The sequence below is a fragment of the Ktedonosporobacter rubrisoli genome (assembly GCF_004208415.1).
Classification (GTDB): Bacteria; Chloroflexota; Ktedonobacteria; order Ktedonobacterales; family Ktedonobacteraceae; genus Ktedonosporobacter; species Ktedonosporobacter rubrisoli.
On sequence record NZ_CP035758.1, the window covers coordinates 3,019,356 to 3,033,844 of the forward strand.

The 14,489-nt window shown below is 52.2% G+C and carries 13 protein-coding genes; 9 read left to right on the forward strand and 4 right to left on the reverse strand.

The window, feature by feature from the left end; all coding sequences use genetic code 11:
- Nucleotides 1-97 precede the first annotated feature (97 nt).
- The 3 genes from EPA93_RS13630 to EPA93_RS13635 are packed head-to-tail and all read right to left on the reverse strand — an operon-like array spanning nucleotide 98 to nucleotide 2,954.
- The gene (locus tag EPA93_RS13630; protein WP_129888052.1) at nucleotides 98-1,285 is read right to left on the reverse strand and encodes a peptide ABC transporter substrate-binding protein; all 1,188 of its coding nucleotides are present in this window, start codon (nucleotides 1,283-1,285) and stop codon (nucleotides 98-100) included.
- Between the two features lie 33 nt (nucleotides 1,286-1,318).
- On the reverse strand, nucleotides 1,319-1,471 hold the full coding sequence (locus tag EPA93_RS48345) for a hypothetical protein (protein WP_165423080.1): 153 nt from the start codon (nucleotides 1,469-1,471) through the stop codon (nucleotides 1,319-1,321).
- On the reverse strand, nucleotides 1,458-2,954 hold the full coding sequence (locus EPA93_RS13635; protein ID WP_129888053.1) for a serine hydrolase: 1,497 nt from the start codon (nucleotides 2,952-2,954) through the stop codon (nucleotides 1,458-1,460). The genes EPA93_RS48345 and EPA93_RS13635 overlap by 14 nt, the downstream gene beginning before the upstream one ends.
- Nucleotides 2,955-3,990: 1,036 nt before the next feature.
- Between EPA93_RS13635 and EPA93_RS13640 the strand changes: the two genes are divergently transcribed.
- From EPA93_RS13640 to EPA93_RS13675, 8 genes are all read left to right on the forward strand, one after another.
- Nucleotides 3,991-4,806 carry a TIM barrel protein gene (locus EPA93_RS13640; protein ID WP_129888054.1) on the forward strand — a complete coding sequence of 272 codons (816 nt, stop codon included), beginning with the start codon at nucleotides 3,991-3,993 and terminating at the stop codon, nucleotides 4,804-4,806.
- A gap of 85 nt (nucleotides 4,807-4,891) precedes the next feature.
- On the forward strand, nucleotides 4,892-6,244 hold the full coding sequence (locus EPA93_RS13645; RefSeq protein WP_129888055.1) for an amino acid permease: 1,353 nt from the start codon (nucleotides 4,892-4,894) through the stop codon (nucleotides 6,242-6,244).
- Nucleotides 6,245-6,264: 20 nt separating this feature from the next.
- Complete coding sequence (locus EPA93_RS13650; protein WP_129888056.1) at nucleotides 6,265-7,287, forward strand: SIS domain-containing protein; 1,023 nt, start codon at nucleotides 6,265-6,267, stop codon at nucleotides 7,285-7,287.
- Nucleotides 7,288-7,401: 114 nt separating this feature from the next.
- Nucleotides 7,402-8,256, forward strand: coding sequence for a fructoselysine 6-kinase (gene frlD / locus EPA93_RS13655; protein WP_129888057.1), 855 nt, complete (start codon nucleotides 7,402-7,404; stop codon nucleotides 8,254-8,256).
- A gap of 52 nt (nucleotides 8,257-8,308) precedes the next feature.
- On the forward strand, nucleotides 8,309-9,052 hold the full coding sequence (locus EPA93_RS13660) for a GntR family transcriptional regulator (protein ID WP_207229533.1): 744 nt from the start codon (nucleotides 8,309-8,311) through the stop codon (nucleotides 9,050-9,052).
- A gap of 484 nt (nucleotides 9,053-9,536) precedes the next feature.
- Nucleotides 9,537-12,263 carry a winged helix-turn-helix domain-containing protein gene (locus EPA93_RS13665; RefSeq protein WP_207229534.1) on the forward strand — a complete coding sequence of 909 codons (2,727 nt, stop codon included), beginning with the start codon at nucleotides 9,537-9,539 and terminating at the stop codon, nucleotides 12,261-12,263.
- Nucleotides 12,264-12,442: 179 nt separating this feature from the next.
- Complete coding sequence (locus EPA93_RS13670; RefSeq protein WP_242527398.1) at nucleotides 12,443-12,682, forward strand: hypothetical protein; 240 nt, start codon at nucleotides 12,443-12,445, stop codon at nucleotides 12,680-12,682.
- Nucleotides 12,683-12,718: 36 nt separating this feature from the next.
- Nucleotides 12,719-13,477 carry a DUF4386 domain-containing protein gene (locus tag EPA93_RS13675; RefSeq protein WP_129888059.1) on the forward strand — a complete coding sequence of 253 codons (759 nt, stop codon included), beginning with the start codon at nucleotides 12,719-12,721 and terminating at the stop codon, nucleotides 13,475-13,477.
- 66 nt (nucleotides 13,478-13,543) lie between these two features.
- Here the strand turns inward: EPA93_RS13675 and EPA93_RS13680 are convergent, their stop codons facing one another.
- Nucleotides 13,544-13,945, reverse strand: a complete 402-nt coding sequence (locus EPA93_RS13680; protein WP_129888060.1) for a MerR family transcriptional regulator — start codon at nucleotides 13,943-13,945, stop codon at nucleotides 13,544-13,546.
- A gap of 140 nt (nucleotides 13,946-14,085) precedes the next feature.
- Between EPA93_RS13680 and EPA93_RS13685 the strand changes: the two genes are divergently transcribed.
- A complete protein-coding gene (locus EPA93_RS13685; protein WP_129888061.1) occupies nucleotides 14,086-14,460 on the forward strand; it encodes a YqfO family protein in 375 nt (124 codons plus the stop codon).
- The last annotated feature ends 29 nt before the right edge of the window (nucleotides 14,461-14,489 follow it).

Here is a 14,489-nt window from a genome sequence, read left to right on the forward strand (position 1 = left end):
GAGGCCTTCACAGTAACGCCCAGTACTGCTTGCCACTGCTGCACCAGTACTGCGGCGATGTTGGCAAGGTCACTATCGTCAGCAATGTAGGTAAAGGTTATCGGGGAAGCTGATTGACGCTGGCATAGCCCTCTTCCTGCATACCCTCCTGCAAGAGCTGTTTCGCTTTGCTGGCATCTCCTCGCGTGCTGCTCACACCGGCCACACCGGTAAACGCTTTATTATAGCCAGGCATACCCAGGGGCAAAATATGATTGGTGGGGGCCGTTGCTCCGTGCATGACATTCTCGGCCAGCAGGTCTTTATTGACGGCCAGGGCGAAAGCCTGGCGAATCTTGACGTTATTAAAGGGTTTGGCCAGAAAGTTCATCGTTATGGCGGTCATCTGAAGGATGGGCACCTGGTGAAAATCTTTGCGTTGCTTCGCACTGGCGAGCTGGATTGTTGGGACAGTGGTGTAATCGAGCTGACCTGTCTGGTAGGTTTTGTAGGTGGTGTCCACGTCTCCCGAGCGTAGCATCTCGATCTTTTGCAGCTTGGATTGAGGGCCTGAATAATTGGGATTTGGCACCAGAGTCAGCCCTGTGTTGTGATCGTAGGCCTGAGCCTGGAATGGTCCCGAGCCGGCTCCCTCGGCTAGATGATCGGTCCATTTGGAGCCATATTTCTCGATTAGCCTCTTGTTAACGGTAAACGCCTCAGGTCCAGACAGCGCTTGCAGGAAATAGGCAGCGGGACTGCTCAGTGCAATCGAGATGGTCTGCAGGTCCTTGACAAGCAGGCTATCGCCGATAAGGGTCGGAATCTTGCCTGCAAGTATTTTGTCGGAGTCTTTGATGGGCTCCAGCAAGGAAGAAGTTGGAGATTTCGTCTCCGGAGAAAGGACGCGATTGATGCTATAAGCGATATCCTCAGCCGTTATCGGGCTGCCATCGCTGAACTTTAAATTGGGCTTGAGCTTGAAGGTATAGGTCAGACCATCCGCCGAGATCTGATGAGAGGCGGCCATCTGGTCGATCAACGTGCCATCGGACTTGAGCTCGACCAGGCCAGTAAAGATCATCTGGATCGTAAAATTATCGATATCAAGCATAGCACGGGCGGGATCTAGCGTGCCGAAATCGGCTGCGCCGATAGGATAGCGCAAGACCTGTTTATCAGCCGGAGCGGGTGTAAGATTGCTATTGTTGGGGCCGGGGGACGTTGCCCCACAGCCGACGAGCAGTAGCGCAAATAAGCATAACAGGATGGGCGGCAACTTGCGCACAAATAGGCGGTCTGGCATGCGGACTTCCTCTCCTTTGTAAGAAGCATGTATTCAGGTGGGCTCTTTGACCAGATAGATGCGCTCGTGGCGCAGTTCGAATGCGCCACGGAGAAGCATAACGAGAGAAAAATAAGGACGACTGGTCTGCGTCACATCGGTGAAATGGAGAGCAGGCAGAATGGGCAGATGATTAGTCTGCATCATTAGCTAAAGCGCGTGTGAACACGATAGGGCTTACCTCCGGATCAAGAGGGATGGAGAAACTATCTATATCACCCTTGATGTTGGACATAAAGACAATTTTGCATGCCAGGTCTAAGGTCTTTTCCGAGACGCTAAACACGTCATAGAGATCATGTTCAAAGCTGTACTCAAGGTCATTGAGAATGCCCTTGAGGCCATTTTCGGCGGCCGCAATGGTGAACGTGCCAAAACCTGGATGCCTGTACTCGCCTGCGTAGGCGCTCAGCGGATGTGAGAGAGGAGCATTAGCGCTGTGAACCTCTTTAGGCTCATTTTCTGCATCTTCAGACAGCTTGCGCAGGTAGTCGGCGGCTTTGTGACAGCGCTCGTTCCAGTTGAGTTCATCCAGGCCAAGCAGGCGATCAGCGAGATGATAAGTAATCACTTTAGTGATCTCGCCAAGAGGGTCTCCTAGATTCGTGAGGACGACCACGCCAATTCCATCATCGGGAAAGCCCGTAACCTGAGAGATAAAGCCATTGATTCCACCAGTATGGGTAAACAGCGTATGCCCTCGGTAGGAGTTAACGGCCCAGCCCAGCGCATAGGTTCTATAAAACTCTTCTTGATATCTTTCCAATCCAGGTTGAACTGGCACTATCATGTGAGGGGTGATAAGTTGCTCAAACTGAGCTGCAGAGACCAGGCGCTGCCCGTTCTCGCCATACTGGCTCTGCTGCAGCATGCAACGTAGCCATTGCAGCATATCCTCTATATTCGAGTTGATCGAGCCGGCTGGTCCCACGGCATCAAAGCGATCATAGAACCAGTCGCGTTTGACCTCGCCAGCTTCTAACTTATAAGGCAAGGAGAAATCGCTGCTCTGCTGGGATTCGTGTACCGAGAAGTTGCTGTTGCGCATGCCCAGGGGCAAAAAGATGCGTTCCCTGACAAACTCTTCCCAACTCTGACCGCTCAGGACCTCTACCAGGTAGCCAGCGAGGGCAAACATCATATTTTGATAGAGCCAGGTGGAGCGGAAGGAGTGCTGCGCTTCGCAGTAGCGCAATCTGTCAACCAGCTCTTTGCGCGAAATGGTCGAGTTAAACCACATCATTTCGTTGCGCGCCAGACCAGTGCGATGGCAGAGCAGATCGCGTGCGGTCGCGTGTTCGGTAGCCACATTGTCGGCCAGCTTAAACGTGGGGATATACTGCTTGATAGGCGTATCCCAGTCAAGTTTTCCCTCGTCGACAAGTATAGCGAGCGCCAGCGCCGTGAATGCCTTGGAGCACGAGCCGATGGCGAACAGGGTTTGGGGAGTTACAGCTTGATTATCAGCCAGATTGCGTTTGCCAAAGCCACTGGAAAATATTGTCTCGCCGTCCCTGGTTATACCTATCCCTAATCCAGGTACCTGCCATTCCTGCCTGATCGTCTCTATAAATTCCTCAAGACCTTGCAATGCCGAGGTATGTGAGGCTGAGGGAAAAGTCTGTGCCATGCTTGCTAATCCTTTCTCCTGCCATCTCTTTCTGGATTTTTCATCTGGCTGCCAAAGAGTTGGGCCAGAACGGCTTCAGTGGCCAGCTAATGCCAGGGATGAGACTCCTGCTTTTAACTCAAGGCATGATTTCATGCTATAGTGCTGCTTTAAAGCACTAGGTCATCTGCCTCTTCTTTAGATGGGCTACTAAGATTGCCGCTTATTTTGTGTATTTTTAGCTGAAATAACTTTTCAGGATAGGTCCTGTAAGCTGTGCTACCTAGTAGTGTAGCTACCGGATGAGAAATAAGACATCTATCAAAGGTTAAATGGCTGGCTAAATCTTTTTTGTAAGGGGCTAAGCCAGGCGGAAGAAATGTTGGATAAGACGATAATTACAAGCGTGTACGGCGCAAGCTTTGGAACAAATACTGCAAGTTTAACGGTCCGGCACATGCGCCAGTCTGAGCGCGCCCATTGATTGCCAGCCTGTAAATAGCACTATAGCTATTACTTTTAAGGCATGCATGGAGATCCTCCAGGTTACGCCAAACTCTTGCTACCCCTGGTCCCTGCCGACTGACGTAGCGCAACATGTCATACGGACGAGCATGTATGCTGATTTTCAGTAATGCACCCGATAGCGAGACCCTGGCTAATATGGGTAAAAACTTTACCCAAAATTACCCAGGTAGAGGGATAGTGTTACCCAGACAAGGCGCGATATTTTGCTTAAGCACTACCATTACAAAATTTCCTTCTCACCCTGTCCTCGTTTGCCTGCGCCGATCCTGCCAGGGCAAAACATGGGCTGGGGAGAACTAGCGATAAAAGCATAAATGACAATATTAAGCCTCACATAGATACACAACTACAGAATAGGCAAGGCGAGGTTAAAGGCCAATTGCTAATTTTGCGTATCTAAAATGAACCTCAGGATTAGTTTACTATATTCGGCAAAAATTTTTCCTCAGCCCTGGTAAATTGCTTAAATTTATGTTATAAGGTTATAGGACAATACATAACAAATTTGATACACGAGGAGGTGATCAAGATGAAGATTGCTGGTATGAACATCACGTACCGTCGCTTCCCTTTTGAGATGTTTCTTGATGCTATGGTGCATCTGGATATTGAAGCTATCGAGCTATGGGCAGGAGCGCCGCACCTCTATATTGGTCAGGCTTCAAATAGCGAGATACGCAATATCAAAAGAAGCATCAAGGAACGAGGTTTAACCCTATGTTGTCTAACCCCTGAGCAGTGCATGTATCCCTTCAACATTGCTGCAGCCGATCGCAAACTGCGCGAATTGAGCATCGACTATTTTAAGGCCTGTATTTATACAGCCGTTGAGCTGGAAGTTTCCCTGGTCTTGTTAACTTCTGGCCTGGGTTATTTTTCAGAAGTTGGGGACGAGCCGTGGAAGCGTTCTGCCGATTCTATCGCGCAAATCGCTGAAGTAGCGCAACGGGTAGGAATTACCCTGGCTTTTGAGCCGCTCACGCCCTTCGAGTCGAATATCATCACGGATCTAAAAGGCCTGGCCAGGATGATGGCCGAGATCCAATCTCCGGCCTTGAAGGCGATGATCGACACCGTGGCCATGTATCTGGCCCGCGAGACTGTTGAAGAGTATCTCAAAGCCTTTGGCCCCGATCTTGTGCATTTCCACTTGATAGACGGCGATGGCTCATCAGATGCACATCTAGCTCCCGGCGACGGCGTATTGCCACTACAAGCCTATATAAAAGCTCTGCGTGACGCGGCGTATAGCGGCTATATGACCCTGGAAATCATGAATGGCGATTCGCCTACCAGGCCCACCGAAGCATTGCAGAGAGCATGTGCCTGGCTTGAGGGGATATAGCTGTCTGCTGCTCTGCAAGCTCCAAAGGAGCCTGGCAGGACTGGGAACTTGCTAGAAACGATTCTTTAAAGAAAGGGAGTACATCATGAGCAATTCAACGCTCAAGCGTCAACTGGGTCCCTGGGCAGCGTTGGCCATCGCGGTTGGCACGACTATTGGTTCCGGTATTTTTGTCTCGGCTGGCCAGGTTGCCAGTGCGGCCGGAACTCCGCTCCTTTCCCTTGCCTCATGGATTATCGGCGGCTTAATTATTATTCCCCAGATGCTGGTACTGGCTGAACTCTCAACAGCATATCCAGAAAATGGGAGTGGCTATGTCTATCTCGATAAGGCCGGCTTTCGCCCACTCGCCTTTCTCTATGGCTGGGCTTCCTTTTTTGCCCTTGATCCGCCCTCCATCTCGATCATGGCTCTGGCTATCGTCTCCTATGTGGCGCCCTTTCTCCCATTCTTCAACGGAATTGCCGGCAAGGTGCTGGCTACGGCAATTGTTGTTGTGCTGACCGTACTGCACTATCGGAGCGTGCGTGAGGGCGGTTTCTTCCAGGTGCTGATAACTATTGCCAAAATTGTGCCCTTCGCCCTGGTAATTACCATAGGCTTGATATTTATGAAAGTCGGGAACTTTACAGTTGTGCCGGCGAGCGCACAGCATAGCAGCGTAATGAACAGCCTGATGAGCGGCGTCTCAGCTACCACCTGGTCCTATACCGGCATGGCTGCAGTTTGCTATATGGCAGGAGAATTCAGGCAGCCCAACAAGACCTTGCCGCGTGCCTTGCTAGGCTCGACGATTATCATTATGATCCTTTACACCCTGCTTTCGGTTGCGGTCACCGGCTTGATGCCTTTTGATAAGCTAATCGCCTCTCAGTCAGCAGTCTCTGATGCCGTAACCTACATTCCCGGCTTTGCTCAGATCGCCTCTGCAGTGGTCTCGGCCCTGGCTGTTGTCGTGATCCTGGGTTCGCTCAGTTCCTGCATCATGTACCAGCCTCGTCTAGAGTATGCGATGGCCAAAGATGGGCTCTTCTTTAAAATCTTTGGGCGCGTGCATCCGAAATACGAGACGCCATCTATCTCTATCCTGTTCCAGGTCGGCTACGCGATTATCTTGATCTTTCTTACCGACCTTAGCACCCTGCTGGGCTACTTTACGCTAGTCTTGCTTATTATCAACATCCTGATGTATGCATCCATCGTCTTCTGTCGTAAGCGGGCGGATTATCAGCCGATGTTCCGTACGCCACTCTGGAAGACCATGACCGCGCTTTCCATTTTGGGCTCAGCCTGGATGGCCTGGGGAACCTTTATCTGGGCCCCCTGGCAAGGACTTCTGGCGGCTATTGTTGTCTGCGTGACCGGGCTGCCAGCCTACTATTATTGGGAGAGAAAGCATAGAAAACAGCAAGCAGAAGCAACATCTATTGCTGATTAAATCAGAAGGAGGAATTTCTTTTGTTACAGTTAGATAAGTCTCAGGTGGATTTCCTGGTAACGTCAAGTATGGTGGGAGAAGTGGAAGCGTTTCTGAGAAACGGGAAGGAGGTAATTGCGGATATTGTCGCTCAACTCGTGGCCGGTGCTGTAGATAAGTTCTACTTTGTTGGTTGTGGCAGCTCGATGGCTGTCGGCGACGCTGCTAAATATCTGCTTGACAAATATAGCACAGTTGCTGCGCACGTCTATACAGGTTGGGAATTTGTAGACCATACTCCCCTGGCCGTAGATGATAAAGCTGCGGTGATTGTTATCTCGCATTCGGGCACGACCGAGGAGGTAGTCAAGGCTTTGCGCAAGGCCAACGAACGCGGGGCGATCACGATCAGTATTGTTAATGAGCGAACGGGAAATCCCCTGGGCGAGGAGGGTAAGTTTGCGCTTGCCTACAATGCGCATGCTATGTGGGAGTGTCACCTGCTTGGCGTCTATTTACTGGCTTGCTACTATATCCAGCAGACAAAGCCTCTGGCTGTAGTAGAGCATATTCTTGCCGATCTAGAAAAACTGCCGGGTGTACTGGACTATCATATCTCTCACTATGAAGAGATAGCGGCAAGGCAGGCCAGCCAGGTCAGTAGTTGGAAAGGGTTCTATACGGTTGCCGCCGGTCCTCTGGTCTCGCTGGCCTATAAAGAGGGAGTGATTACCAACATGGAGTTCATGTGGGGTCACGGCGCCGTTATTGAGAGCGGCGAGTTCCGTCATGGACCACTGGAGATCGTAGACAAAGGCGTACCTTTTGTCTTCCTGCTGGGTACTGACGAGTCGCGCCACATTACTGAACGCGCGCTGCGTTTTGTGCGCAAGCATGGTGGCGATGCAATTGTCTTTGATTATCAGGAGCTCTCCCAGGGCCTGCATCCCGATCTGGCTCCTATGGTAATGTTTGTACCACTTGAATGGTTCTCCTACTACTTTGCGATTGCCCATGGTCACAATCCCGATGATCGGCGCTACTATGGCATTGTCGAGTACTAATACGGTAGTATCCCGCCTGTAGAGAGATTCGATCTCTCATAGATGCAGGCTTCGAGACGGTTCCCTTCATAGCAGGTGTGCTGTGAAGGGAGCTATTCCAATGAGGGAAGAGAAATGAAGGTTGTCACGGTTGGAGATAATTGTGTTGACGTCTATACTTCAATGCAAAAGGCTTTTCCTGGCGGAAATGCTGTTAACGTTGCTGTTTATTTGCAGCGCTTTGGCCTTGAAGCTGCCTATGTTGGCGCTGTCGGTAGCGATGCCTATGGACAACTGCTGATTGAGTCTTTGCGCGAGCGCGCGGTGGATGTCTCGCATCTCCATCAACTTGCTGGTACTACCGCAGTCACCTCTATAGAGCTGGTGAATAATGATCGCTTGCTGGGAGACTATGAAGAAGGTGTACTGGCTTCCTTTACTCTGGGTGCTGAGGATCTCAGCTTCATCAGACAATTTGCGGCTGTGCACGCCGGGATCTGGGGCAAAGTTGAGGGCTATTTCCCTGAATTTAAGGCCCATGGTCTAATAACCTCATTTGATTTTGCCGATAGACTTGAGCATGCCATGGTCGTCCCTCTCTTACCAGCTGTTGATTATCCATTCTTTTCCTATCAGCAGGATGATAGCTATATTCGCGATTATCTGCATGAGGCCCAGGGCCGGGGGGCGCGTGTTGCCGTGGCTACCCTTGGCGAGAAGGGGAGCCTTGCCTATGATGGCAAGCGCTTCTACACGCATGGTAGCGAGCCGGTAAAGGTTGTGGACACGCTGGGCGCTGGCGATTCCTTCATTGCTGGCTTTCTTTATGGCACGCTACAGGGATATACGATTGAGCACTGTCTTACGCTGGGCACCCCGCAGCCCGCACCATCGCTTACTTTGGCGCCTGGTAAGTCAATTTGCTTTAAAGAGCCGGTAAACGCTATAATCAACGATGGATATCACCGCTGTAGGCGTCTCGCTAGCTGATTGTTGAGCGCTGCATACCGGAACGGTAACTAGGAAAGGCAATTGACTTGATATGGTAGTTGTGAATTTGAAAAGTGCGAGCATGGCCCCTCTCTATGTCCAGGTGCGCCAGTTGCTAAAAGAGGATATTATGCAGGGCCGCTATAAGCCGGAGGAGCAGCTTCCAACCGAGGCAGAGCTCTGCGATATGTATCAGGTAAGCCGAATTACGATTCGTAAAGCGATTGCTGATCTGGTCAACGATGGCACGCTAACGCGCAAGCAGGGCAAAGGTACGTTCGTCACTTCGAAGAAGATTCGCAACGAGTTACTTTCGATCAGCGGCTTCTCAGAGTTTAGCGCGGAGCTGGGCAAAAAACCTGGTTCGCGCATCATTTCCAGCAGTATTGTTGAGGCAGATGAAATACTGGCACAGGCCTTAAGGGGAAGCATTGGTGACGCCCTGCTACGCCTTGTGCGCTTGCTCTACGTCGATGAGCGACCGCTATTTCTGGATATTGCTCATTATCCGCTCGCGCGCTATCCAGGCCTGGAGCAGAGGATAGGCGAGATTCAATCGACCTACAACTTCCTCCATGAACAGTATGGGATAGAGATTGCCAGCAATGAGAAGGTGATCGATGTGATCTTCGCGCGTAAAGAGGAGGCGCAGCTGCTTGAATGCGAGCCTGGTGCCACACTTTTCAAGATTGAGAAGATTGCCTATGATGTCGTTGATGTGCCTGTACATACTTCAACCTTATTTTGTGAGACGAATAAGGTAAGCTTGAGCGTGCAACGTGCCTATAAGCATTAAAGTTTGAATTCAGCTAAAATTATGCCTAAGGTTGCTGAACCAGATTGAGCAAACATTTTATGCTCAATGCAATGGCTCACAGGATAGGCTTAATCCTCACCAATTTGCCAGTGTCAGCGCAGATGAGGATATCTAGCCAATCAGGAGCAGTGGCAGAATAAAAATAGCTTGAAGCGCATGCTGTACGGCTAGCCTGGCAAGCGCTAGTGCAGGCCCCAGAACGCTGAGGATCTCTGGTATTTTCACTTGCCCGCCAAACTATATGGAAAATGCGCCTGGAAAGGCCTGAAAGCGCTCGCATTTCTAACACATCTCAGGTATACTTGCTCGTAAGAGAGGAAGAGCTACCCGCTTTAAGCACAATGGAGGCAGAAGACGGTCATGAAAATGAGGTCTGGAGCATTTCACACCTGGAACCAGCACCTTCGTGCTAGATGAAGCGTGAGGTTGATCTTCTGCGTCTGGCCGTCAGAGGATAGAGAACGTGACGACGATTGTAACCACAAAACTGTATCTTCCTCGGCTTCGGTCGAACGTGGTCAGCCGCCCCCGTCTGATCGAGCGGCTGACAGAGGGCCTGAATGGGAAGTTGACCATCATCTCTGCCTCCGCTGGCTTTGGCAAAACCACGCTGGTCAGTCAATGGGTCGCCTCCATCGAGCGATCTGTCGCCTGGCTGTCCTTGGACGAAGGAGAGAACGACCCCATCAGGTTTCTGATGTACCTCGTCTCGGCTGTGCAGAAGATTGCGGCCACATCTGGCGAAGGAGTCTTGCATGCTCTCCAGGCAAGCCAACCGCCAGCCCTCGAAGCGCTGCTGGCGACGCTGCTCAACGAACTGGCCATCATCAACGAACCGTTCGTGCTTGTCCTTGACGACTACCATGTGATTGAGGCCCTGGCAGTTGACCAGGCCCTCGCCTATTTCGTCGAGCATCTGCCCCCGCAGATGCATCTGGTCATCGCTAGCCGCGAAGACCCTCGCCTTCCCCTGGCACGCTTACGCGCCCGAGGTCACTTGACTGAACTGCGCGCCACCGATTTGCAGTTTACTACATCCGAAGCCGCCGACTTTCTCACCCAGGTGATGGGCCTACAACTCTCGGCGGCAGACATCGCACGGCTTTCAGACCGTACTGAAGGCTGGATTACCGGTCTGCAATTAGCCGCGCTTTTCATGCAGGGCCACCACGATATTCCCGGCTTCATCCAGGCATTCGCTGGAGACCACCGGTACATTGTTGATTACCTGGTCGAAGAGGTCTTGCAGCAGCAGCCCGCCCCTGTGCGCAGCTTCTTACTCCAGACCTCCATTCTTGACCGATTGAGTGGTTCGCTGTGTGATGCTGTCACCGGCCAGGAGGAAGGAAACGCGCAGTTGGAGGCCTTGGAGCGAGGCAATTTCTTTGTAGTTCCGCTGGATGACAAACGCCACTGGTATCGCTATCACCACCTCTTTGCCGAAGCGCTTTCCGCGCGTTTGATGGCAGAGCAGCCCAATCAGGTATCGGCGCTGCATCGGCGCGCGAGCGAGTGGTATGAGCAGCATAGGTCGGTGGCCGAGGCAATCTGCCACGCGCTCTCCGCAGAGGATTTCGAGCGAGCGGCAGACTTGATCGAACTGGCAGTGCCCGCGATGCGCAGAAGTAGACAGGATGCCATGTTGCTTGGCTGGTTCAAGGCGTTACCCGAAGAGCTATTCCACTTCAGGCCGGTGCTCAGCGTTGGATATGCCTATGCATTGCTGTCAGGCGGCGATCTGGAGGGCGTGGAGGCGCGCCTCTCGGATGCCGAACGGTGGCTGAACACGACGGCTGAAACGCGCCCTGAATCCTTCGACGACGCTCAGGATATACTCCGCCGAAGGATAGTCGTCGTGGACGAAGAGGAATTTTGCCGTCTCCCTGGTGCGATCGCCATATACCGTGCCGCCCGTGCCCAGGCACTAGGCGATGTGGCAGGCACCATGAAATACGCCCGACGAGTGCTTGGCCTTGTCCCTGAGGATGACCATCTCCTGCGCGGACCGGCAGTGGCGCTCATGGGGCTTGCATCCTGGGCGAGCGGAGATCTGGAGGCCGCACACCGGACCTTTGCGGATGGCATAACGAGTGTGCAGATGGCTGGCAACATCTCTGATGCTATTAGTGGCACCATCGCTCTGGCTGATATCAGGACCGCGCAAGGTCGGCTCCGCGAGGCCATGCGTACCTACGAGCACGCTTTGCAGGAAGCGACGGCCCAGGGCGAGCCTGTCCTGCGAGGAATGGCAGACCTGTATGTGGGAATGAGCGAACTCCATCGTGAGCAGAACGATCTGGATGCCGCCACGCAACTCCTGCTGAGAAGCAAGGAACTGGGCGAGCGCACTGGTTTACCACAAAATCGATCTCGTTGGTGCGTAGCTCAAGCTCGAATACGGGAGGCCGAAGGAGATCTGGACGGCGCTCTTGACCTGCTCCACGAGGCGGGGCAACTGTATATGAGAAATTTCTTCCCTAATGTGCGTCCTGTTGCGGCACTTGTGACACGGATATGGGTTGCGCAGGGGAAATTAGGTGAGGCTCTCGGCTGGGCGCGTGAGCAAAGCCTGTCCATTGAGGACGCGCCGTGCTACCTGCGTGAGTTCGAGCACCTTACCCTGGCCAGGGTCCTCCTGGCGCGGTCCCAGGGCGAGCGCGCTGATCGCTCAATGCTTGAGGGCATGAAATTCCTTGAACGCCTCCTGAAAGCAGCGTTGATCGGTGAGAGGACGGGAAGTGTCATCGAAATTCTGGTGCTCCAGGCGCTCGCCCACCAGATGCAAGGTGACATCCATGCAGCTCTTATGGCACTGCGCCAGGCACTCTCGCTAGCTGAACCGGAGGGCTACGTCCGCATGTTTGTGGACGTAGGCTCACCCATGACGGCCCTGCTAGAAGGTGCTGCGAAACATGGGATTGCCCCGAACTATGTCCGTCAACTCCTGAAAGCCCTGGACTCAGCGAAAGCCAGAACGCCTGTCAAACAGGTTTTGATCGAGCCACTCACGGAACGTGAGCTTGAAGTGCTTCGGCTGTTCAGAACCGACTTGAACGGTCCACAAATTGCTGGCGAACTCATCATATCCCTGAACACCGTGCGTACCCACACCAAAAACATTTTCAGTAAACTCGGAGTGAACAACCGCCGGGCCGCGATACGTCGGGCTAAGGAACTCGATTTGTTCTAACGAACCTGGCAGGTGTGTCGAACCACTGCTGGGGCTTTTCCTCCCTCACAGCCTCCTGATTACCAATTCACCGCATAAATCACCACATGTGGTGATCCCTTCTCACCACATTCATAGGTATATTTCGATCAAAGCAAAGAACGCATGCAACGATGTGGAGATTGATCCATAGGAGAAAAATGCACGAGCCACAGCATTACGAGATTCGCATCAAGGGACACCTTGAGAACCGATGGGCCGACTGGTTCTCTGGCCTGACCATCACACGAGAAGACCGAGGCGAGACTGTATTAACCGGCCTGGTCGATCAGGCCGCGTTGCATAGCTTGCTCAGAAAAGTGCGTGATCTAGGTATGCCATTGCTCTCGGTCATTCGCGTTGAACCCGAACCGGTAGATCTATCGGATATCAAACCTTGACACGTATCACCCTTATTCAAAAAAGGAGACAAATACATGAAAACCACCGAGCAAACCACGCAGACTCCAAAATCAAAGCGCATCGGAAGTTTCAACCAGCGCAGGGCAGAAATTGTGATTGCAGCCCTTTTCCTGGTGACTGCGGCTGCCAGTATCCCCGGAGCATTTGTCCTGGATTCGATTCTTAACGCCTCCAACTATCTGGCCCAGGTTTTTCCGAACAAGGGGGTTGTCGAATTGGGGTCCCTGATATGGTCGATCAACAACATAGGGATCGTCTTCATAGCGGTGTTTGCGTTTGGCTTGCTCAGAAAACTCGATGAAGCCCTCGCGGTCGGGTACCTGGCTTCCCGAATCATCGAGGGCACCATTATGATGATCGGCATCGCCTCTACCTTGTTGCTGATCCCGTTGAGTCAGGAGTTCCTCAAGTCCGGTGCTCCCCAAGGCTCGTGGTTTTTGACTATTGGCGACGTCCTCAAGCAGGCGAAATTTCTTGGCCTGACCGGGCTCTCTTTGCCGATGCTCGGGCTGGGTGGATTGCTCTTTACCTGGATGTTGTTCCGGTTTCGACTCGTTCCGCGAGTGATCTCAGTGGTTGGTTTGATCGGCTACGCTGCGGTCTTGTTCGGGAGCATTGTCGGCTGGTTCGGTCTGATCGACGTGGCACCGGGAGGCAACGGAACAATCTTTGCCCTTCCAGTCGCAACGTTCGAGATCGTCCTTCTCCCCTTCTGGCTGCTGTTCCGGGGATTCAAGATACCGGAAGCCCTTGAGCGCACCGCCGCGAAGTGAGTGCTTTCCCACCCGACAACCCCTCTTGTGGCCGCCGGGTGGGGAGCACCAAATTTCTATGCTCTCTTAGCGCTGGTGGCCGGCAGGCTCTGCTCTGCTTTGTAAGATTTTTTTTGCGGCTTTAAAGTTAGCTATGTTTGTTTCCAGGCGAGTTTTCAATTCTAGCAAGTACTCAAGATCCCTGTTGACTTCAGCCAATTTATTCTCGTAGAGGTCGAGAAGTTGCGGACAAAACTTGGCGATGCGGGGGGCATCGTCGGGGTTGCAATTAAGAATGTGCCCGATATGAACTGTGTTGAGACCCAGGCCCAGGTAAAACTGAACAGCTTTAACCCGTTCAATCTGGCTCTCTTCAAAATCTCTATAGCCATTTTCTAGTCTTTTGCTGTATATCAAGCCCTTATACTCGTAATGGCGCAGGGAGCGCTCGCTGACGCCCGTCAATGTGGCAAGCTGACCAATGTGCATCGATTATCTCCTCTCCTTTCAGTAAGTATAAACCTTGACATCAATGTCAAGGTCAAGGGGCTTTTTCTAGAAAGGTGGAGATTGTACAATCTGTTACACTTATCGCATAGTTTATGAAGGTGTGAGAAGGGATTCATTGTATGGATGAGATTAAAGAATTTAAAATAGAGACCCATATTCCTGAAGAATATGTTGAGCGTCTGCGGGATGAGCTTCATCTTGTTGGCGCGGGGCGCGTGGGAAATTATGATCATTGCTTATCCATAAGCCAGGTGCGCGGTTACTGGCGACCATTGTCGGGAGCACGGCCTTTTGCCGGCACCCCAGGCGAGATTTGTGAGGGGCGTGAGTGTAATGTCGAGGTGCGTTGTGCGCGCCAGTATATTGCGGAGGCGCTGGCCGCTATTCGTCGCGTACATCCTTATGAGGAGCCATTGATTAACGTTATCCCTTTATTTAATCAGTTTTTTGAAGATGGGCGTAGCGGGCGAGAGCGGGAAGGAAAGAGGGAGTGAGCAGAGGGGACGCGACACTCCCCCTTTCC

Coding starts and splice junctions, on each gene's coding strand:
- EPA93_RS13630 (WP_129888052.1), bottom strand. CDS start 1,285: ATGCCAGACCGCCTATTTGTGCGCAAGTTGCCGCCCATCCTGTTATGC.
- EPA93_RS48345 (WP_165423080.1), bottom strand. CDS start 1,471: ATGATGCAGACTAATCATCTGCCCATTCTGCCTGCTCTCCATTTCACC.
- EPA93_RS13635 (WP_129888053.1), bottom strand. CDS start 2,954: ATGGCACAGACTTTTCCCTCAGCCTCACATACCTCGGCATTGCAAGGT.
- EPA93_RS13640 (WP_129888054.1), top strand. CDS start 3,991: ATGAAGATTGCTGGTATGAACATCACGTACCGTCGCTTCCCTTTTGAG.
- EPA93_RS13645 (WP_129888055.1), top strand. CDS start 4,892: ATGAGCAATTCAACGCTCAAGCGTCAACTGGGTCCCTGGGCAGCGTTG.
- frlD (WP_129888057.1), top strand. CDS start 7,402: ATGAAGGTTGTCACGGTTGGAGATAATTGTGTTGACGTCTATACTTCA.
- EPA93_RS13660 (WP_207229533.1), top strand. CDS start 8,309: ATGGTAGTTGTGAATTTGAAAAGTGCGAGCATGGCCCCTCTCTATGTC.
- EPA93_RS13670 (WP_242527398.1), top strand. CDS start 12,443: ATGCACGAGCCACAGCATTACGAGATTCGCATCAAGGGACACCTTGAG.
- EPA93_RS13675 (WP_129888059.1), top strand. CDS start 12,719: ATGAAAACCACCGAGCAAACCACGCAGACTCCAAAATCAAAGCGCATC.
- EPA93_RS13680 (WP_129888060.1), bottom strand. CDS start 13,945: ATGCACATTGGTCAGCTTGCCACATTGACGGGCGTCAGCGAGCGCTCC.
- EPA93_RS13685 (WP_129888061.1), top strand. CDS start 14,086: ATGGATGAGATTAAAGAATTTAAAATAGAGACCCATATTCCTGAAGAA.